The 18,700-nt window shown below is 67.0% G+C and carries 18 protein-coding genes and 1 tRNA gene; 16 read left to right on the top strand and 3 right to left on the bottom strand.

What is annotated here, in order from left to right; genetic code table 11:
• Positions 1-90: 90 nt before the first annotated feature.
• The 4 genes from ileS to ndk are packed head-to-tail and all read left to right on the top strand — an operon-like array spanning position 91 to position 5,664.
• On the top strand, positions 91-3,471 hold the full coding sequence (ileS, locus tag AC1REM_RS10740; protein WP_492514636.1) for an isoleucine--tRNA ligase: 3,381 nt from the start codon (positions 91-93) through the stop codon (positions 3,469-3,471).
• Entirely contained in the window at positions 3,468-4,820 is a 1,353-nt protein-coding gene (locus AC1REM_RS10745; RefSeq protein ID WP_492514637.1) for a bifunctional folylpolyglutamate synthase/dihydrofolate synthase, read from the top strand. The genes ileS and AC1REM_RS10745 overlap by 4 nt, the downstream gene beginning before the upstream one ends.
• Positions 4,817-5,209 (top strand): DUF4233 domain-containing protein, encoded by a 393-nt coding sequence (locus tag AC1REM_RS10750; protein WP_492514638.1) that lies wholly within the window; start codon positions 4,817-4,819, stop codon positions 5,207-5,209. Before AC1REM_RS10745 ends, AC1REM_RS10750 begins: the two co-directional genes overlap by 4 nt.
• Positions 5,210-5,247: 38 nt before the next feature.
• Positions 5,248-5,664 carry a nucleoside-diphosphate kinase gene (gene ndk / locus AC1REM_RS10755; protein WP_204939808.1) on the top strand — a complete coding sequence of 139 codons (417 nt, stop codon included), beginning with the start codon at positions 5,248-5,250 and terminating at the stop codon, positions 5,662-5,664.
• A 61-nt stretch (positions 5,665-5,725) separates the two neighbouring features.
• Here the strand turns inward: ndk and AC1REM_RS10760 are convergent, their stop codons facing one another.
• The gene (locus AC1REM_RS10760) at positions 5,726-6,322 is read right to left on the bottom strand and encodes a vitamin K epoxide reductase family protein (protein ID WP_492514639.1); all 597 of its coding nucleotides are present in this window, start codon (positions 6,320-6,322) and stop codon (positions 5,726-5,728) included.
• Between the two features lie 281 nt (positions 6,323-6,603).
• Between AC1REM_RS10760 and AC1REM_RS10765 the strand changes: the two genes are divergently transcribed.
• Positions 6,604-9,093 (top strand): Rne/Rng family ribonuclease, encoded by a 2,490-nt coding sequence (locus tag AC1REM_RS10765; protein ID WP_492514640.1) that lies wholly within the window; start codon positions 6,604-6,606, stop codon positions 9,091-9,093.
• Here AC1REM_RS10765 and AC1REM_RS10770 read toward each other — a convergent pair.
• On the bottom strand, positions 9,061-9,324 hold the full coding sequence (locus tag AC1REM_RS10770; RefSeq protein WP_204939811.1) for a DUF4031 domain-containing protein: 264 nt from the start codon (positions 9,322-9,324) through the stop codon (positions 9,061-9,063). The two genes, AC1REM_RS10765 and AC1REM_RS10770, sit on opposite strands and share 33 nt — an antisense overlap.
• Positions 9,325-9,537: 213 nt before the next feature.
• Here AC1REM_RS10770 and rplU point away from each other — a divergent pair, with 213 nt between their 5' ends.
• The 11 genes from rplU to AC1REM_RS10825 all read left to right on the top strand — a co-directional run bounded on the left by rplU (position 9,538) and on the right by AC1REM_RS10825 (position 17,675).
• A complete protein-coding gene (rplU, locus tag AC1REM_RS10775) occupies positions 9,538-9,846 on the top strand; it encodes a 50S ribosomal protein L21 (RefSeq protein ID WP_204939812.1) in 309 nt (102 codons plus the stop codon).
• Between the two features lie 18 nt (positions 9,847-9,864).
• A complete protein-coding gene (rpmA, locus tag AC1REM_RS10780; protein ID WP_204939813.1) occupies positions 9,865-10,122 on the top strand; it encodes a 50S ribosomal protein L27 in 258 nt (85 codons plus the stop codon).
• 71 nt (positions 10,123-10,193) lie between these two features.
• On the top strand, positions 10,194-11,702 hold the full coding sequence (gene obgE, locus AC1REM_RS10785) for a GTPase ObgE (protein WP_492514641.1): 1,509 nt from the start codon (positions 10,194-10,196) through the stop codon (positions 11,700-11,702).
• Positions 11,699-12,493, top strand: coding sequence for a glutamate 5-kinase (proB, locus tag AC1REM_RS10790; protein ID WP_492514642.1), 795 nt, complete (start codon positions 11,699-11,701; stop codon positions 12,491-12,493). The genes obgE and proB overlap by 4 nt, the downstream gene beginning before the upstream one ends.
• A gap of 40 nt (positions 12,494-12,533) precedes the next feature.
• Positions 12,534-13,814, top strand: a complete 1,281-nt coding sequence (locus AC1REM_RS10795) for a glutamate-5-semialdehyde dehydrogenase (protein WP_492514643.1) — start codon at positions 12,534-12,536, stop codon at positions 13,812-13,814.
• A gap of 52 nt (positions 13,815-13,866) precedes the next feature.
• Complete coding sequence (locus AC1REM_RS10800) at positions 13,867-14,082, top strand: hypothetical protein (protein WP_204939817.1); 216 nt, start codon at positions 13,867-13,869, stop codon at positions 14,080-14,082.
• Positions 14,083-14,091: 9 nt separating this feature from the next.
• Positions 14,092-14,691 (top strand): nicotinate-nucleotide adenylyltransferase, encoded by a 600-nt coding sequence (gene nadD, locus AC1REM_RS10805; RefSeq protein ID WP_204939818.1) that lies wholly within the window; start codon positions 14,092-14,094, stop codon positions 14,689-14,691.
• Complete coding sequence (locus AC1REM_RS10810; protein ID WP_492514644.1) at positions 14,688-15,896, top strand: hypothetical protein; 1,209 nt, start codon at positions 14,688-14,690, stop codon at positions 15,894-15,896. Before nadD ends, AC1REM_RS10810 begins: the two co-directional genes overlap by 4 nt.
• Positions 15,896-16,273, top strand: coding sequence for a ribosome silencing factor (rsfS, locus tag AC1REM_RS10815; protein ID WP_204939820.1), 378 nt, complete (start codon positions 15,896-15,898; stop codon positions 16,271-16,273). The genes AC1REM_RS10810 and rsfS overlap by 1 nt, the downstream gene beginning before the upstream one ends.
• A 111-nt stretch (positions 16,274-16,384) precedes the next feature.
• A tRNA-Ala gene (locus tag AC1REM_RS10820) sits at positions 16,385-16,460 on the top strand.
• A gap of 144 nt (positions 16,461-16,604) precedes the next feature.
• The gene (locus tag AC1REM_RS10825) at positions 16,605-17,675 is read left to right on the top strand and encodes an NAD(P)-binding domain-containing protein (RefSeq protein ID WP_492515470.1); all 1,071 of its coding nucleotides are present in this window, start codon (positions 16,605-16,607) and stop codon (positions 17,673-17,675) included.
• On the opposite strand, the gene AC1REM_RS10830 is transcribed toward AC1REM_RS10825, so the two are convergent.
• On the bottom strand, positions 17,662-18,669 hold the full coding sequence (locus tag AC1REM_RS10830; protein ID WP_492514645.1) for a DUF2804 domain-containing protein: 1,008 nt from the start codon (positions 18,667-18,669) through the stop codon (positions 17,662-17,664). The genes AC1REM_RS10825 and AC1REM_RS10830 overlap by 14 nt on opposite strands.
• Between the last annotated feature and the right edge of the window lie 31 nt (positions 18,670-18,700).

Raw genomic sequence — 18,700 nt, forward strand, 5'->3', positions numbered from 1 at the left:
GATGCACGCGAGGTGGTACCGCGGTCCGTCGGCGAAATCCGGCACGGGATCGTCCTCGCAGAGATCGCCACACGACAACTGCGAGACACGATGACCTACCCGCGTTCCTCCGCCTTCGGCCCCGCCGCCGACGTCGCTCCGAGCCCGCGCTTCCCGCAGATCGAGCGCGAGGTGCTCGACTTCTGGCAGGCCGACGACACGTTCCGTGCGTCGATCGCGCGGCGCGAGGGCGCGCCGGAGTGGGTCTTCTACGACGGTCCTCCGTTCGCGAACGGACTGCCGCACTATGGGCACCTGCTCACGGGCTATGCAAAAGACGTCTTCCCGCGGTTCCAGACGATGACCGGGCACAAGGTCGATCGCGTGTTCGGCTGGGACACGCACGGTCTTCCCGCAGAACTCGAGGCGATGAAGCAGCTCGGCATCACCGAGAAGAGCGAGATCGAAGAGATGGGGATCGACGTCTTCAATGCGAAGGCGAAGGACTCCGTGCTCGCGTACACGCACGAGTGGCAGGACTACGTCACCCGTCAGGCGCGGTGGGTCGACTTCGACCGCGGCTACAAGACGCTCGACCTCGGATACATGGAGAGCGTGCTCTGGGCCTTCAAGACGCTCTACGACAAGGGCCTCGCCTACGAGGGACACCGCGTGCTGCCGTACTGCTGGCGCGATGAGACGCCGCTGTCGGCGCACGAGCTGCGCATGGATGACGACGTCTATCAGATGCGTCAGGACCCGTCGGTCACAGTCACCTTCCCGCTCACGGGGGCGAAGGCCGAGTCGCTCGGTCTGACGAATGTGCGCGCTCTCGCCTGGACGACAACGCCGTGGACTCTGCCCACCAATCTTGCCCTCGCCGTCGGACCAGCGATCGAGTACGTCGTCGTGCCCGCGGGACCGAACGGCGCGGCCGATGTGCACGCAGCCGCGGGCTCGGATGACGCCGTCATCGAAGCATCCGCGCATGAGTACCTGCTCGCGCGCGAGCTGCTCGGCGGCTACGCGAAGGATCTCGGCTACGAGAGCGCCGATGACGCCGTCGCGGCGATCAGCGCGACCCACCTCGGCGCGGCGCTGGCGGATGTCACCTATGACCGCCTCTTCGACTACTACGCCGATGCCGAGACGTGGGGCACCGAGAACGCCTGGCGCATCCTCGTCGATGACTACGTCACGACCAGCGACGGCACCGGCATCGTGCACCAGGCCCCGGCCTACGGTGAAGACGACCAGCGTCTCGCGAACGCCGCGGGCATCCCCACGATCATCTCGCTCGACGACGGCGGGCGCTTCCTCCCGCAGGTGACGGACGTCGCCGGTGAGCTGTGGATGGACGGCAACACACCGCTCGTCCGCCTGCTGCGCGCAGACGGCCGTCTCGTCCGGCTGCAGAGCTACGAGCACTCGTACCCGCACTGCTGGCGGTGCCGCAACCCCCTGATCTACAAGGCGGTGTCGAGCTGGTTCATCCGCGTCACCGACATCAAGGACGACCTGCTCGCGAACAACGAGCAGATCACCTGGGTGCCCGAGAACGTCAAGCACGGACAGTTCGGCAAGTGGCTCGAAGGCGCCCGCGATTGGTCGATCAGCCGTAACCGGTACTGGGGCTCGCCCATCCCGATCTGGAAGAGCGACGACCCGGAGTACCCGCGCATCGACGCCTACGGCTCGCTGGAGGAGCTTGAGCGTGACTTCGGCACGCTGCCGCGCAACCCCGAGGGCGAGATCGATCTGCACCGCCCGTACATCGACGACCTGACGCGTCCCAACCCGGACGACCCCACCGGCAAGAGCACGATGCGCCGTATCGAAGACGTCTTCGACGTGTGGTTCGACTCGGGATCGATGCCCTACGCCCAGGTGCACTACCCGTTCGAGAACCAGGAGTGGTTCGACTCGCACTCGCCGGCCGACTTCATCGTCGAGTACATCGGGCAGACGCGTGGATGGTTCTACGTCATGCACGTGCTCTCGACCGCGCTCTTCGATCGCCCGGCGTTCACTGGGGTGAGCTGCCACGGCATCGTGCTCGGCAACGACGGCTACAAGATGTCGAAGTCGCTGCGCAATTATCCGGACGTCTCGGAGGTCTTCGACCGCGACGGCTCGGATGCGATGCGCTGGTTCCTGATGTCGAGCTCGGTGCTGCGCGGGGGCAACCTCTCGGTCACCGAGGAGGGCATCCGCGCCGGCGTACGCGAGTTCCTGCTGCCGCTGTGGAGCTCGTGGTACTTCTTCTCGACCTACGCGAACGCCGCGGGCGGTGCGGGTGGCGAGGGCTACGAAGCGAGCTGGCGCACCGATTCGACCGACGTGCTCGACCGCTACATCCTGTCCCGTCTCGGCGACCTTGTACGCGAGGTGCATGCGGACCTCACCGGTCTCGACTCGACGACGGCGTCGGCGCGTCTGCGCGACTTCGTCGAGGTCCTGACGAACTGGTACATCCGTCGCTCGCGCGACCGCTTCTGGGTCGGCGTGAATGACGACCCGAAGAGCCGCGAGGCCTTCGACACGCTCTACACGGTGCTCGAGACGCTGACTCGTGTCGCAGCTCCTCTCGTTCCGCTCATCAGCGAGCGCGTCTGGCAGGGACTGACCGGCGGGCGCAGCGTGCACCTGCAGGACTGGCCGGACGCCGCGCAGTTCCCAAACGCGGCGGACATCGCCGACGCGATGGACGCTGTGCGCGAGCTGTCGAGCGTGGGTAACGCGCTGCGCAAGAAGGAGGGGCTGCGCGTTCGTCTGCCGCTCTCGCGCTTCACGGTTGTCTCGGCGCAGGCCGATGCCCTCGCGCAGTTCGAGGACATCCTCCGAGAGGAGCTCAACGTGAAGAGCGTCGAGCTCGTCGCCCTGGGCGAGAGCACGGCCGCCGAGTACGGCATCAGTCACCGTCTGAGTGTCAACGCGCGTGCCGCGGGACCGCGTCTGGGCAAGAACGTCCAGCACGTGATCAAGGCGGCCAAGGCCGGCCTCTGGACCGAAGACGGCGGCGTGGTCACCGCCGACGGCATCGAGCTCGAGCCGCACGAGTATGAGCTCGCGCTCGAGACCTCGGGACGCCCCGAAGGTGAGGCGCTGGCTGTTGTGCCGAGCGGGGGCTTCGTGCTGCTCGACACGACGACGACACCCGAGCTCGAAGCCGAAGGCCTCGCCCGCGACGCGATCCGCGTCGTGCAGGAGGCTCGCAAGAACGCCGGTCTCGAGGTCAGCGACCGCATTGTGCTGGCTCTGAATGCGGACGCCGCCGAGGCCGCTGCGCTCCAGCAGCACGCCGATCTCATCGCCGCTGAGACGCTGGCTGTGGGCTTCGCTGTGCAGGCCACTGAGAACACCGATGCGCTGGTGGATGAGGTCAGGAGCCCCGGAGACGGCGTGTTCTGCTCCGGTGCCCGCGCACTCGGCGTCGGCAAGGCCGCACTCATCGTCACGATCGATTCGACTCCGGTTGAGGTGGCCTCATGAGCGATCAGGATCGCGCTGACGCCGTCTACGAGACGCTGCTGAGCCGGGCGGGGGAGCGCTGGGTTCAGCCCCGCAAGGAGCGCACCGCGCGCCTGCTCGAGCTGCTGGGCGACCCGCAGAGCACCTACCGCGTCGTGCACATCACCGGCACCAACGGCAAGACATCGACGGCCCGCATGATCGAGAGCCTGCTGCGCGCGCACGGGCTGCGCACCGGATTGTTCACGAGCCCCCACCTGGAGCGCTTCACCGAGCGGATCATGATCGACGGCGAACCGATCCACGATGCCGCGGTCGCGGACGCCTGGGACGACATCGAGCCTTTCGTCGGGCTCGTCGACGCCGAGCTGGCAGCCGCCGGTGAAGAGCCGCTGACGTTTTTCGAGCTGCTGACCGCACTGGCTTTCGCCGCTGCTGCGGATGCTCCGGTCGACGTCCTCGTCCTGGAGGTCGGCATGGGCGGTGCCTGGGATTCCACCAACACCGCCGATGGCGATGTCGCAGTCTTCGCGCCGATCGACATCGATCACGCCGACAGGCTCGGGGACACGATCGCGAAGATCGCCGAGGTGAAGGCCGGGATCATCAAGGATGGCGCCGCAGTCGTCTCCGCGAGACAGACGTCGGAGGCGGAGGCCGTCCTGCGTCGCGTGGCGTCCGAGCGCGGCGCATCCATCGCCTTCGAAGGTCAGGACTTCGCGCTGCGTGAACAGCGCCTGGCGGTCGGCGGGCAGCAGATCAGCCTGCAGGGCCTCGCAGGGGAGTACGCCGAGGAGTACCTGCCGCTGTACGGTGCGCACCAGGGCTTCAATGCGACGCTGGCGATCGCCGCGGTCGAATCACTCATCGGAGGTGCGACCAAGCCGATCGCGGCCGACATCGTGGCCGACGGACTGCAGGGAACCACGTCGCCGGGGCGTCTCCAGCTCCTCGGCATCGCACCGACAGTCATCGTCGATGCTGCGCACAATCCGCACGGTGCACGTGCGCTGGCGGAGGCGCTCCGGGACAACTTCGACTTCGGCGAGTGGGGCATCGTTCTCGGTGTGCTCGCCGACAAGGACGCAGAAGGCATCGTGGCAGCACTCGCACCCGCCGCGACGCACATCTTCGCGACCGCGCCCGACTCCGATCGGGCGAACGACGCCGACGCCATCGCCGACCTCGTCGAGGCCGCCGGTCAACGCGTGACGGTGCACCCGTCGCTGCAGGATGCGGCTGACGCCGCCCGGGAGTGGGCCGCTTCGGCGGATCGACGCGCCGTGGTGATCGCCGGGTCTGTCGTCCTCGCTGGGCAGGCCATCGCGCTGGCCGAGGCTGAAGATTGGAAGAGCGGATGGCGCGCATGAGCGAGGCGTCCGCGACTCCGTCCCGCCGCGCGCCCCGCGGCCTGGCGGCGAAGCTCGGCGCCGTCGTCCTCGGGTTCGAGGCCGTCGTCGTCGGACTCGGCGGGCTGACCGTCTTCGGCCTCCGCGCCCTGCCTGAGGGAATTGAACCCTGGTGGGCGATCGTCGGCGGAGGCGTCATCGCCCTCGCCATGATCATCACGGCTGGCCGCGTGCACACCCGTGGCGGTGTCGTCGCAGGATGGACGCTCCAGGTGCTCGTCGCCCTCGGTGGATTCCTCGTTCCGGCCGTCGCCTTCATCGCCGTCGTCTTCGGCGGAATGTGGGCTTATGCGATGATCGCCGGCGGACGCACCGACCGCGAAGCGGCACGTGCCCAGGCCGACAGCTGAACCGACACCTTTCGAATTCGACACAGAGAGTGAACGCAATGACTACTGAAGAGACGCTGATCCTGGTCAAGCCCGACGGTGTGGCCCGCGGCCTCACCGGCGCGATTCTCGCGCGCATCGAGGCGAAGGGGTACTCGCTCGTCGACATCCGCCTCGTCGAGCCCGACCGTGCGCTGTTGGAGCAGCACTACGCCGAGCACGAGGGGAAGCCCTTCTACGAGCCGCTCCTCGAGTTCATGATGTCGGGACCATCGGTGGCGATCCGCCTCGCAGGCAACCGCGTCATCGAGGGCTTCCGCTCGCTCGCGGGCACCACCGACCCGACGACCGCCGCTCCCGGCACCATCCGCGGTGACTTCGGCCGCGACTGGGGACTCAAGGTGCAGCAGAACCTCGTGCACGGCTCGGACAGCCCCGAGTCGGCTGCCCGTGAACTGGGCATCTGGTTCTCCTGAGCCACACAGGAAAGAGGCGGCACCCCTGGTGAGGGGTGCCGCCTCTTTCTACGAAGCGCGCTCAGAAGAGGTTGCCCAGCACATCCAAACGCAGCTGCGCGATGACTGCGATGACCGCGAAAGCCAGCACCGTGGCGAGGGGAACCCAGCTCATGAGCCGGTCCGCCGCCTCCTGCGTCTTCGTGCTGACGGGGAACGCCCCCACGCGGAACAGATGCACCAGCGTGGCGAAGAAGGTCGGAATCGTCACTGACCAGGTGACCATGCACCACGGGCACAGCGTGCCGAGCACGAAGATGCTCTGCGTGATCAGCCAGATGACGAAAGCCAGGGCACCGGTCATGCCCAGGCCGAACAGCAGCCAGAACCAGCGGTTGAATCGCGCGCCGGCAAGGAGCGCGGCACCCACGACGACCGGTGCCATCCATCCGGTGAGCCCGATGATCGGATTCGGAAAGCCGAACACCGATCCCTGCCAGGAATCCAGGTTCGCCTGGCACTGCACGAGAAGGCTGAAATCGCAGCCGAGCGTCGCGTTGGGATCACTGAGCAGGTGGAACTTCTCTACCGTGAGCTGGAAGGCCGCCCACCAGCCGATCACGCCGGCGACGATGAGCCACAGGGCGAAGACAACAGGGCGCGATCGTGCGGCAGTCATGATTCGGATTATGCCGAAGTTTTCCTATGGGCGGGGTGTGTCCTGTGGATGACGCGGAAGTTCGTCGGGATCGCCGTCGGATGCCGCGTTCTGCGTCGCATGGTGCGATAATGAACGTTGATGTCGTACCTGGCGAGCCAGGGGACATCGCACGCAGACTTTCGGAGGCACATGCCTCCTCGCGATCAGAGCGTTCGCCGATCGCAGCCAAGTGAGACGGCACCGAGAGTGCCGCACGATTTCACGGGGGCGCAGGCCCCTGTGCAGGGAGTAAGCCAGAGATGGCCGATGAGAACATTGACAACAGTCCTACCCATGATGGTGACGAACAGCTCTCCTTCGAGACGCTGATCGACACGCCCGAGACGGATGCTGCGCCGGACGCAGAACCTGAAGGCGGCACGGCGTCGACTGTTGCGGAGGAGCCGGCAGAGGCCCCCGCCGCGGACGCAGACGAGCCCGCGGCCGTCGAGGCGGAGGAGTCGACGACTGTCGAGAAGACTTCGGTCGAGGCCGATGAAGCGGCACCGGGCGCGGCCGAGGTCGAGGCGCCCGCCGCAGAGGCGTCGGATGCGGATGCTTCCGCCGCCGCTCCGGACGCGGAAGCCGTCGTCCCGGCGGTGGAGCCGACGAAGCCTGCTCCCGTCACGGCCGTGAGTCTGGGGCTGCTCCCCGAGGTGTTCGTCTCCCGGGTGTCCACGCAGCTGCACTTCTACGCCCCGGAGTTCGTGCCGCTGCCGGCTCGTCCGGAGCGAGACAGCCTGACAGATGCGGATGACGCCTCCGGCGGCAACCGCCGTGGTCGTCGCCGTCGCGGCGGAGACGCCGACGAGACGCGTGAAGAGCCGCGTCAGCGTCAGCGCGTCGTCGAGTACATCACCGAGCCGCAGCGAATCAAGGGCTCCACGCGCCTTGAGGCCAAGAAGCAGCGTCGGCGTGATGGCCGCGATGCCGGTCGTCGCCGCCCGGTCGTCACCGAGGCCGAGTTCCTCGCTCGCCGTGAGGCTGTCGACCGCGAAATGATCGTCCGATCCAAGAACGGCCGCACGCAGATTGCGGTGCTTGAGGACAACGTTCTCGTCGAGCACTATGTGGCCCGCAACCAGGACGCCTCGCTCATCGGCAACGTGTACCTGGGGCGCGTGCAGAACGTGCTGCCCAGCATGGAGGCGGCCTTCGTCGACATCGGACGAGGACGCAACGCCGTCCTCTACTCGGGCGAGGTCGACTGGGACGGTGTCGAGACCGGCAATCAGCCCCGCCGGATCGAGCTGGCGCTCAAGCCGGGCGACAAGGTTCTCGTGCAGGTCACGAAGGACCCGGTCGGCCACAAGGGCGCCCGTCTGACGAGCCAGATCTCCCTCCCCGGCCGCTACCTCGTGTACGTGCCCGGCGGATCCATGAACGGCATCTCCCGGAAGCTCCCCGATACCGAGCGTGCGCGCCTGAAGCGCATCCTCAAGGAGGTGCTTCCGGAATCCTCCGGCGTGATCGTGCGCACGGCGGCCGAGGGTGCGACCGAGGAGCAGCTCACGCGCGACGTGCAGCGTCTGACCGCCCAGTGGGAACACATCCGCACGCAGGTCACGAGCATCCAGGCACCTTCCCTGCTTCACGCAGAGCCTGACCTGCTGGTCAAGATCGTGCGTGATGTCTTCAACGAGGACTTCACGAAGATGCTCATCCAGGGCACGGACGCCAGCCGCACCATCCGCGGCTACCTCGAGAGCGTCGCCCCCGACCTGCTGGAGCGCGTCGAGGCGTACGAGGATGACGTCGATCCGTTCGACGCCTTCCGTGTCACAGAGCAGATCGAGAAGGCGCTCGACCGCAAGGTCTGGCTGCCCTCCGGTGGATCGCTTGTGATCGACCGCACCGAGGCCATGACGGTTGTCGACGTCAACACCGGCAAGTTCGTCGGCTCCGGGGGCAACCTCGAAGAGACCGTCACGAAGAACAACCTGGAGGCGGCGGAAGAGATCGTCCGTCAGCTGCGTCTGCGCGACATCGGTGGCATCATCGTCGTCGACTTCATCGACATGGTGCTCGAATCCAACCGCGATCTCGTGCTGCGCCGTCTCGTCGAGTGCCTGAGTCGTGACCGGACCAAGCACCAGGTCGCCGAGGTGACCTCGCTGGGCCTGGTTCAGATGACGCGAAAGAAGCTCGGCCTCGGACTGCTGGAGACCTTCAGCGAGGCCTGTGAGGTCTGCGCCGGGCGCGGCGTCATCGTTCACCACGATCCGGTCGTGAAGCACCGTTCGTCGTCGAACTCCGGCGGAGGCAACGGCAACGGCGGCTCGAATCGTCGTCAGCGCGGAGGCAACGGCAACGGCGGCGGAAACAACGGCAACGGCAACGGCAACAGCGGAGGAAACGGCAACGCCTCGTCCTCGCAGGCGTCTGCGCCCGCCGCATCCGCAACGCACAGCATCCCCGAGGGTGCGAAGTCGGCACTCGCGCAGATCGCTGCCTCCACGCTGCTCCCGCAGATCGAGGTCGAGGGTGCGGCGCCCGCTGCTCCGGCGGAGAGCGTGCAGGGTGAGCGTCCGAAGAAGTCGCGCAAGAAGCGCGGCGGCGACCGCTCCGCGCCCAAGACGCAGACCGAAGCTCTACTGGACTCCGTGCTCGACGCACTGCCCGAGCCGAAGGCCCCCGGTCAGGGGCGCGGACGTCGTCGCGTCTCCACCGCGGCGCTATCGGGCACGCCGGTCGTGCACACGCCCACAACGGCGCCGTCAGCGGTCTCGGGCGGGGATACGGAGTCCTGAGGCGATCAGAGCCCGCACAAGCTGCTTGCCTGTGACATGACGCGCTCCTCCGGCGATCAGCCGGGGGAGCGCTTCTGCGGGAACGTCGTAGTGATCGAGGTCGAAGGCACGGCGCGGCAGATCGTGCGCCGCGGCGAACTCGTGGAGCTCCTGGATGCTGGCGGTGCTGACCAGGTGCGCCCAGAGGCGTCCGTGCGCCGGCCAGATCGCATCGTCCACAAGAATTGCCATGCCGCGATCCTACGGCGTGGCTCGCTTTGCGGCATCGCGTGGCATCCGGTAAAGTAGCTCCTTGGTGCACCGTGCCGTCCGCATTTGCTGGGCGCACGGATGATGTCTTGCAGCTGCACCCGCTGAAGCGGTTCTCCGCTGTGGCATCGATGCAAGCAGAGTCTTTCCGTGAGAGTACGGAGCCCATGTGCTCCCCAATGAAACAGGTGTGAAGTGGTTTACGCAGTAGTGCGCGCCGGTGGCCGGCAGGAGAAGGTTGAGGTCGGCACGGTCGTCCAGCTCGACCGCGTCAGCGCGGCCAAGGGCGAGACGATTGAGCTTCCCGCGGTGCTGCTCGTTGACGGCGACGCCGTCACCACTGACGCCGACAAGCTCGCAAAGGTGAAGGTCACGGCTGAGGTTCTCGGCAACCTCCGCGGCCCGAAGATCGTCATCCAGAAGTACAAGAACAAGACCGGTTACAAGAAGCGTCAGGGCCACCGTCAGGAGCTCTCGCGCGTCAAGGTCACTGGCATCAAGTAAGCGGAAGAGGCTTAAGGAATGGCACATAAAAAGGGCGCAAGCTCCACCCGTAACGGTCGTGACTCCAACGCCCAGCGACTTGGCGTCAAGCGCTTCGGCGGCCAGGAAGTCAACGCCGGCGAGATCATCGTCCGCCAGCGCGGCACGCACTTCCACCCCGGCGTGAACGTCGGCCGTGGCAAGGACGACACCCTCTTCGCCCTCTCAGCCGGTGCGGTCGAGTTCGGCAACAAGGGCGGCCGCAAGGTCGTCAACATCGTCACCGCTGTCGCCTGAGCGACAGATAGACATCCAGACGGGGCGGGCTTCGGCCCGCCCCGTCTGCGTATTTGAAAAGGACTCCCGACATGGTCACGTTCGTTGATACCGTCACGCTGCACCTGCGTGCAGGTAAGGGTGGCAACGGATGTGTTTCCGTGCACCGTGAGAAGTTCAAGCCTCTGGGTGGTCCGGATGGTGGCAATGGCGGTGACGGCGGCGACGTCGTCCTCGTCGCCGACCCGCAGGTCACGACGCTGCTGTCCTACCACCACTCGCCGCACCGCGCGGCCGGCAACGGCGGCTTCGGCATGGGCGACATGCGCTCCGGTGCGATGGGGGAGGACCTCGAGCTTCCGGTGCCCGTCGGCACCGTGGTGAAGACCGCCGACGGTGAGACGCTCGTCGATCTTCTCGTCCCCGGCGAACGGTTCATCGCTGCAGCCGGTGGGCAGGGCGGACTCGGCAACGCCGCGCTGTCCTCGCCCAAGCGGAAGGCTCCCGGCTTCGCCCTGCTCGGAACCCCCGGGTACGAGGGCTCGATCGTGCTCGAGCTCAAGACGGTCGCGGATGTCGCGCTCGTCGGCTATCCGTCGGCCGGGAAATCCAGCCTGATCGCTGCGATCTCTGCGGCGCGCCCGAAGATCGCCGACTACCCCTTCACCACACTGCACCCGAATCTCGGCGTCGTCCAGGCGGGCGATGCGCGTTACACGGTCGCCGACGTCCCGGGTCTCATCGAGGGGGCGAGCGAGGGCCGCGGACTCGGACTGGAGTTCCTGCGCCACGTCGAGCGATGCAGCGCGCTGCTGCACGTGCTCGACTGTGCGACCCTGGAGCCCGGTCGTGACCCGATCTCCGACCTTGACGTGATCCTCGCCGAGCTGGGCTCCTACGAGGTTCCCGAAGGACAGATTCCGCTGCTGGAGCGCCCGCAGCTCATCGCACTCAACAAGATCGACGTGCCGGAGGCGCGCGATCTCGCAGATCTTGTGCGTCCTGAGCTCGAAGCCCGCGGATTCCGCGTCTTCGACATCTCCACGGTGTCGCACGAGGGACTGCGTCCGCTGACGTTCGCTCTCGGTGAGCTCGTCGAGAAGCACCGTGTTGCCGCGGCTGTCGAAGCGCCCGCCGAGCGTGTCGTCATCCGCCCCAAGGGCGCGGTCAAGGAGTTCACGGTCCGTGTCGAAGGCGGCACGTACGGCAACGTGTACCACGTGCTCGGCGAGAAGCCGTTGCGCTGGGTGCTGCAGACCGACTTCCAGAACGAAGAGGCCGTGGGGTACCTCGCCGACCGCCTCGAGAAGCTCGGCGTCGAGAACGAGCTCTTCAAGCTCGGCGCGACCGCCGGTGCGACCGTCATCATCGGCGAGGGCAATGGCGTCGTGTTCGATTGGGAGCCGACGATGACCTCGTCCGCCGAGCTCATCACGTCGGCGAGAGGCCTAGACTCCCGCCTCGACACCAACACGCGTCGGACGACCAGCCAGCGTCGTGAGCGCTATCACGAGCGGATGGACGCAAAGGCTGCCGCGCGTGCAGAGCTCGAGACCGAGCGTCTCGCGCGCCGCGACGACCTTCCCGCGGAGGGCGAGTGACCGCTCGCGCCCGGGCGGATCTCGCGACCGCCGAACGAATCGTCGTCAAGGTCGGGTCCTCGTCCATCAGTGGAGATTCTGCCTGGCGCATCCCGCTGATCGTCGATGCCCTGGCCGCGGCGCACGCGCGTGGTGCCGAGGTCGTGCTCGTGTCGTCGGGTGCGATCGCCACCGGCATCCCGTTCCTGCGTCTGGATGCGCGACCCACCGATCTGGCGACTCAGCAGGCCGCAGCGGCCGTGGGTCAGAACTATCTGATCTACCGATACCAGGAGGCGCTGCGACCGCACGCGATCGTCTCCGGCCAGGTGCTGCTGACGACCAACGACCTCGAGAACGCGACGTCTCGTAGCAACGCCAAGCGTGCCATGGAGCGTCTGCTTGCGCTGCGTGTGCTGCCGATCGTCAACGAGAACGACACGGTGGCCACGCAGGAGATCCGCTTCGGCGACAACGACCGGCTCGGCGCGCTTGTCGCTCAGCTGATCGGAGCCGATGCTCTCGTGCTGCTCAGCGATGTCGAGTCGCTGTACACGAAGCCTCCCAGTGATCCCGGGGCGACGCCCCTCGACGTGATTCCGGCGGGTTCCGACCTGTCTGGACTTGAGTTCGGAGCGACCGTGGTGAACGGCGTGGGCACCGGAGGGGCCGCGACCAAGGTCTCCGCGGCGCGTCTGGCGGCAGCATCCGGCATCGGCGTGCTCGTGACCAGCGCTGACCTCATCGAGGAGGCGCTGGCGGGGTCTGACATCGGCACCTGGTTCGAGCCGGCAGACGTCACACAGCGCTGACACGGATCCGAGGGTCTGAGGCCCTCGGTACACTGAGCGCATGACCGTTGACACGTCTTCCGCGCCCGTCGTGACCGACACTCCTCAGCAGCGCATGGCGCTGGCGAAGGAGGCGTCGCGAGCGACAGCTCAGCTGACGAGTGACGACAAGCGCAGTGCTCTGCACGCGATCGCTGATGCGCTCGTGGCGAGCGCCCCGGCGATCATCGCGGCGAACCAGGAAGATCTCGAGCGCGGCCGTGACAACGGTCTTACGACTGGACTTCTCGACCGTCTGCGCCTCGACGACGCGCGTATCGCGGGACTCGCCTCGGCGGTGCGCGAGGTCGCTGCGCTGGCGGATCCGGTCGGACAGGTCGTGGGCGGACACCGGATGCCCAATGGTGTCGCCCTCGAGCAGGTGCGCGTGCCGTTCGGCGTGGTGGGCGTTATCTACGAAGCGCGCCCGAACGTAACCGTCGATATCGCCGCTCTCGCGTTGCGCTCCGGCAATGCCGTTGTGCTGCGCGGCGGAAGCGCGGCTCGCAGCTCGAACACCGTGCTGGTCGAGGTCATGCGTGCTGCGCTCGACTCTGCGGGGATCACGGCGGAGGCGATTCAGACGGTTGATGACTTCGGTCGCGAGGGGGCGCACGCCATGATGCGCGGCCGCGGCTTCATTGACGTGCTGATCCCTCGGGGGAGCGCATCACTCATCGAGGCCGTCGTGACCGAGTCTACGGTGCCGGTCATCGAGACGGGTGCGGGTGTCGTGCACATCGTGCTCGACGAAAGTGCTCCGGATGACTGGGCGCGTGACATCGTCGTGAACGCCAAGGTGCAGCGTCCGAGCGTGTGCAACGCGGTCGAGACCGTCCTCGTGCTGCGCCCGGCCGCCGAGCGGCTGGTCCCGAACGTCGTCGAGGCGCTTGTCTCGCAGGGCGTGACCGTGCACGGCGATGCCGGTGTCGCGGAGCTCGTGCCGGGCGTCGTTCCCGCGACGGAAGAGGACTGGGCGACCGAGTACCTTAGCCTCGATGTGTCGATGAAGGTCGTCGACACGCTCGATGAGGCGCTCGCCCACATCCGTCGGTACAGCACCGGACACACCGAGTCGATCATCACGACCGATTCGCGCAATGCGGAGCGCTTCCTCGCCGAGGTGGATTCCGCAGTCGTCATGGCCAACGCCTCGACGCGCTTCACCGACGGAGGCGAGTTCGGCTTCGGTGCTGAGGTGGGCATCTCGACGCAGAAGCTGCACACGCGCGGACCGATGGGTCTGTCCGAACTCACGAGCACCAAGTGGCTCGCGCGCGGTTCCGGTCAGACGCGCGCCTGACGGCTAGACTGGGACCGAGAATTCTCGTACCCGGTTCTACATAGGAGATTTGATGAACCTCGCCTCCCAGATCGTGATGGCAGCCGCCGAGGCAGAACACGGCAACGTCGCGCTCGAGACGCTGATCTTCGGTGTCATCGCCGCCCTCATCTTCGGTCTCCTTGCGATCGTGACCATGTCGTACCGCAACGTGGCGAACCGCCACTCCGCCAAGGCCGAGGCCTGGGCTGCGAAGCACGGCAAGCATGGAGCAGGTCACGGCCACTAGGCTTCGCGCATGACGACGACCACTCGTACACCGCGCATCGGCGTGATGGGTGGAACTTTCGACCCCATTCACCATGGCCACCTCGTGGCTGCGAGTGAGGTTGCGCACTCCTTCGATCTCGATGAGGTCGTGTTCGTGCCCACGGGTGAGCCCTGGCACAAAGATGACGTCACGTTCAGTGAGCATCGTTATCTGATGACGGTGATCGCGACCGCATCCAACCCGAACTTCACCGTGAGTCGTGTCGACATCGATCGTGACGGACCCACCTACACGATCGACACACTGCGCGACCTGAAGGCTCAACGGCCGGAGGCGGAGTTCTTCTTCATCTCCGGTGCCGACGCCGTAGCGCAGATTCTCAGCTGGAGGGATCATGATGAGTTGTGGGACCTGGCGCACTTCGTCGCCGTGTCCCGCCCAGGGCACGTGCTCAGCACGGACGGACTTCCCAGTGATGACGTGAGTCAACTGGAAGTTCCGGCTCTGGCCATCTCGTCAACGAACTGCCGGGAGCGCGTCCGCGCGGGGGATCCGGTGTGGTACCTCGTTCCCGACGGGGTCGTGCAGTACATAGCGAAGCATCATCTGTATCGGAGCAAGGTATGAGCACATCGGATCAGCCCGAATCTGGTTCGCTTACCCGCAAGCAGCTGCGTGAGGTGCGCCTCACCGGCTCGACACCTGTGGCGACACCGCAGTCAGGCGCCGCACCCGCCTCTGCGCAACCCGCCGGGCGCGTTGCCGTCGACGTCGAGACCGCACCCACGGTCACGCCTGTCGTCCCGGCTGCGCCGCTTCCGCGCGCCGCCGAACCGATCGAGGTTCCCCCCGCGGCCACCGTCGAAGCCGTCACCACGCCCGACGCCCCGATGACGCGCAAGCGTGCGCGTGCAGAGGAGCGTCTGCGGACGGGTTCCATCGCGACGGGATCCGAGTCCGGCTCGGCTCCGGCACCGGATGCCACACCCGCAGCTGCCCCCAGTCGCGACGAGGCCTCGTCCGCGCCGATCGCCTCCGTTCCGGTGATGCCGTCCGCGCCTGCGACGAACGTTCCCACGTTCACTGCGCCGGCGTTCGATGCGCCGGTCGAGCCGGAAGGGGAGACGATCTCCTGGGACTCGCCGGTCTCGAAGGAGTCGGTGTCGTCACTGTTCGAACGTCCGGCAGAAGCGTCCGCGCCGTTCGGCGCGCCCGCTTTCGGTGATCTTCCGTTCGACCGCCAGACCGGGGAGGTCGAGGTCGCTCCTGCTGTCGCGGAGAACGTACCGCAGCCCCAGGTCGCACCGCTGCCGCAGGACTCGCGCCCGAAGGTCAATCCCGGATTCGGCGAGGCCCTCCTGGCGAAGGAAGAGCCACGGGCTCCGCGCCCGTCGAACTCCTTCGGCGAGTTGCTCACGGCCGGCGATTCCACGGGTTCTTCGCGCGTCGCACCGAGCGCTCTGATCTACAACCAGACCCCTGGCGCCGGATCCCTCTCCGGGCCGGTGCCGACGACGGGTGAGATCCTCATCACCGGCATGATGTCACTGCCCGATGGCATCGGCTCGCAGGGTCACGCCATCGGCGCCGCAGACGGCAAAGAGGTCGACGCTGTCCTCCTCGACGGTGAGATCCCCGCCGCATCCTCTCCCGTGCCGATCGCAGCAAGTTCCGCGATCAGCACCATCAAGCCCGCCGGCGAGGTCATCCGCCCGCCGGAGCCCGACAAGGGCAACAAGCTCATGTTGGCGCTGACGATCACTGCGGGTGCGCTTGCGCTCGCTCTCGTCGGTGCCCTCGTGGTCGCCTTCACAACAGGAGTCTTCTCGTAATGCAGTCACCAGAAACCGCAGCCCGTATGCTGCAGCTCGCAGCTGATGCCGCGGTATCGAAGGGCGGCGAGGATCTCGTCGCCCTGAACGTGTCGGAGCCGCTTCCGCTCGTCGACATCTTCCTCATCGTCACCGGCAACAGCGAGCGCAACGTCGCCGCGATCGCGGACGAGATCGAAGACAAGCTCATCGAGGCCGGTCACAAGCGTGTTCGTCGCGAGGGCCGCACCGAGGCGCGCTGGGTTCTGCTCGACTTCGGCGACCTCGTCGTGCACATCTTCCATGAAGAAGAACGCAGCTACTACGATCTCGAGCGCCTCTGGAAGGACTGCCCGACGGTCCCGATCGAGACCGCAAGCCCCGTCGCGGGGGAGTAGCAAAGCGGCAACACGCCCGGCTGATCGCAGGAGGTCCTCCCGATTGGGAATCGCCGCCGGGCGTGTAGTACGCTTATCAAGTTGTTGCGGTGAAGATCGCAACAGCAAGATGGGCCTGTGGCGCAGCTGGTAGCGCACCTGCATGGCATGCAGGGGGTCAGGGGTTCGAGTCCCCTCAGGTCCACCATCGAAATCCCCGCCTCGGCGGGGATTCTCTCGTTTCACGGGCATGTCGAAACTTCGATCTTCGACGGCGCATGCCAGGTCGCGAACGGGCAGCCCAGACGTGGATACCGGAACAATCCGCAGCAGCGGCGCGTTGTCTCTCGATATGGACATCCTCGACAGTCTCGTGATCGGTGCAGGCCAGGCGGGGCTGTCGGCGTCGTATCATCTGACCCGCCGAGGCATCCGGCATGTGGTCCTGGATGCGAACGCCGCACCCGGGGGAGCCTGGCAGCACCGGTGGGACGCGCTCACGATGCGCGACGTGCACGGGGTCGCCGAACTCCCTGACGCACGTCCTCCGGCTCGAGACGGCAGACAGGCGAACCGAGCGGTCCCGGACTCCTTCGAGGAGTACGAGCGCACGCATGCGCTTCCGGTGATCCGCCCCGTCCACGTCGACAGCGTGCACGACGAGGACGGCATCCTCGCCGTGATCGCAGGAGACCGCACCTGGCGCACCCGCACCCTCGTCAACGCGACGGGGACATGGACTCAGCCGTTCCTGCCGCACTACCCCGGCATGGAGACCTTTCTCGGCGAGCAGCTGCACACGGTCGACTACCCCGGACCCGCGCACTTCCGTGGCAAGCGCGTGCTCGTCGTCGGAGGTGGGGCGTCCGCCGTGCAGTTCCTCGGCGCTCTCGCCCCGCTTGCCGATGTTCTCTGGGCGACCCGACGTGAGCCGGTGTGGCGCAGCGACGACTTCACGTCCGAGGCGGGTGCTGCGGCCGTCGCGCTCGTCGAGAAGCGCGTCGCCGAGGGCCTGCCACCGCAGAGCGTGGTGAGCGTCACCGGGCTCATCCTTCGCGAGCAGGAGCGCGAAGCCGAGAGCATGGGTGTGTACGCGAATCGGCTGCCGATGTTCGCGCGGATCGAGCCGGACGGTGTGCGCTGGGCGGATGGAAGGTTCGAGCGTGTGGACGTGATCCTCTGGGCCACGGGGTTCCGTCCCGCCATCGGCCATCTGGCGCCCCTCGCGCTGCGGAGCCCGCATGGTGGCATCCAGCTCGACCGCGCCGGTCGCGGGACGACCGCTGTCGCCGACCCGCGCGTGCAGATGGTCGGCTACGGTCCTTCGGCGAGCACGATCGGGGCCAACCGTGCCGGACGTGCGGCCGCGCGCGGCGTGATCGCGGCGCTCACCGTGGACTCGACTCTCGTCACCAGCGGTTGAGCACGTCCTCGGCGAAACCCTGGATGCCGTCGACCGTGACATTCCGTCCGTGCTCGTCACGTGCCCATCCGCTCCACACGCCGAAGAGCTGATCCGTGCGTGATGAGATCACGAGCGCGTTCGTCCGCGAGGACTTGTTGAAGAACGGAGTGAAGGTGAGCTCGGCGCTGTCGCCGGTGATTCGCCAGGGGCGCATCCACTCATTCGCGTCGTAGTCCCACCGGAGTTCCTCGCTGATCTTCGACAGACGTCCGTCGACGACGAGCGCGTTCTCGGTCGATCCGGATCCGTCGGTCCACTTGGACCCGAGCTGCAGCCCGATCACGCGGCCGTCCGCGACGCCGCTGCCCGCCGCCCAGTTCCACCAGACGCGGTAGGGCCAGCGTCCTCCTCCATGGTCGAGGACAGCCCACGCATCCGTATCGAAGTCGTGGGCCGTGCCATCGATCGTGATGCGGCCGTGAGCCGGGCGCGCGACGTCTTTCACCGTGTACTGGAACCGGGAGATGCCTCTCGGCGTGCGCCAGGGCACCACGACGCCGAGTGCGTCATGCCCGAAGGGACGCTCGGCGGTGATGTCGAGGTCAACGCGCGAGGTACGAGCCCGGAGACGCGTTCCGGGCTCATTCTCATCGATGTCGATCGACAGGCGCCGCGTACGGGCGCGCGCAGGACCCTCACCCAGCGACGCCGGCAAAGTGGCGCTTCGGCCCAACGGAAGGATGTCTGTCACCTCGACGGCCGCGGAGGTCGCCCTGTCGAACACCCAGACCGAATGCAGCGACACGTAGTCGACGTGCGACACGGTGAGCGCCACGATGTGCGTGGGGGTCATCACGTTCCAGTACTCCCAGCGCTTGTTGCGCCCCCACCGTCGTCGACCGATGCCGGACGTATCGTGCAGCGGCGTGCGTGTCCAGCCCTGCGCATCGGGATTGAAGCGGCCATCGGGGAGCGTGAGGGACACGGGCTCGGTGATCTCGCGTTCGAGCATGATTCTCCTGGGTGCGTCGTCGCGCCGGTGA

The organism is Microbacterium sp. GW823-FHT02G05 (assembly GCF_058797175.1).

Coding starts and splice junctions, on each gene's coding strand:
- ileS (WP_492514636.1), top strand. CDS start 91: ATGACCTACCCGCGTTCCTCCGCCTTCGGCCCCGCCGCCGACGTCGCT.
- AC1REM_RS10745 (WP_492514637.1), top strand. CDS start 3,468: ATGAGCGATCAGGATCGCGCTGACGCCGTCTACGAGACGCTGCTGAGC.
- AC1REM_RS10750 (WP_492514638.1), top strand. CDS start 4,817: ATGAGCGAGGCGTCCGCGACTCCGTCCCGCCGCGCGCCCCGCGGCCTG.
- ndk (WP_204939808.1), top strand. CDS start 5,248: ATGACTACTGAAGAGACGCTGATCCTGGTCAAGCCCGACGGTGTGGCC.
- AC1REM_RS10760 (WP_492514639.1), bottom strand. CDS start 6,322: ATGACTGCCGCACGATCGCGCCCTGTTGTCTTCGCCCTGTGGCTCATC.
- AC1REM_RS10765 (WP_492514640.1), top strand. CDS start 6,604: ATGGCCGATGAGAACATTGACAACAGTCCTACCCATGATGGTGACGAA.
- AC1REM_RS10770 (WP_204939811.1), bottom strand. CDS start 9,324: ATGGCAATTCTTGTGGACGATGCGATCTGGCCGGCGCACGGACGCCTC.
- rpmA (WP_204939813.1), top strand. CDS start 9,865: ATGGCACATAAAAAGGGCGCAAGCTCCACCCGTAACGGTCGTGACTCC.
- obgE (WP_492514641.1), top strand. CDS start 10,194: ATGGTCACGTTCGTTGATACCGTCACGCTGCACCTGCGTGCAGGTAAG.
- AC1REM_RS10795 (WP_492514643.1), top strand. CDS start 12,534: ATGACCGTTGACACGTCTTCCGCGCCCGTCGTGACCGACACTCCTCAG.
- AC1REM_RS10800 (WP_204939817.1), top strand. CDS start 13,867: ATGAACCTCGCCTCCCAGATCGTGATGGCAGCCGCCGAGGCAGAACAC.
- nadD (WP_204939818.1), top strand. CDS start 14,092: ATGACGACGACCACTCGTACACCGCGCATCGGCGTGATGGGTGGAACT.
- AC1REM_RS10810 (WP_492514644.1), top strand. CDS start 14,688: ATGAGCACATCGGATCAGCCCGAATCTGGTTCGCTTACCCGCAAGCAG.
- rsfS (WP_204939820.1), top strand. CDS start 15,896: ATGCAGTCACCAGAAACCGCAGCCCGTATGCTGCAGCTCGCAGCTGAT.
- AC1REM_RS10825 (WP_492515470.1), top strand. CDS start 16,605: ATGGACATCCTCGACAGTCTCGTGATCGGTGCAGGCCAGGCGGGGCTG.
- AC1REM_RS10830 (WP_492514645.1), bottom strand. CDS start 18,669: ATGCTCGAACGCGAGATCACCGAGCCCGTGTCCCTCACGCTCCCCGAT.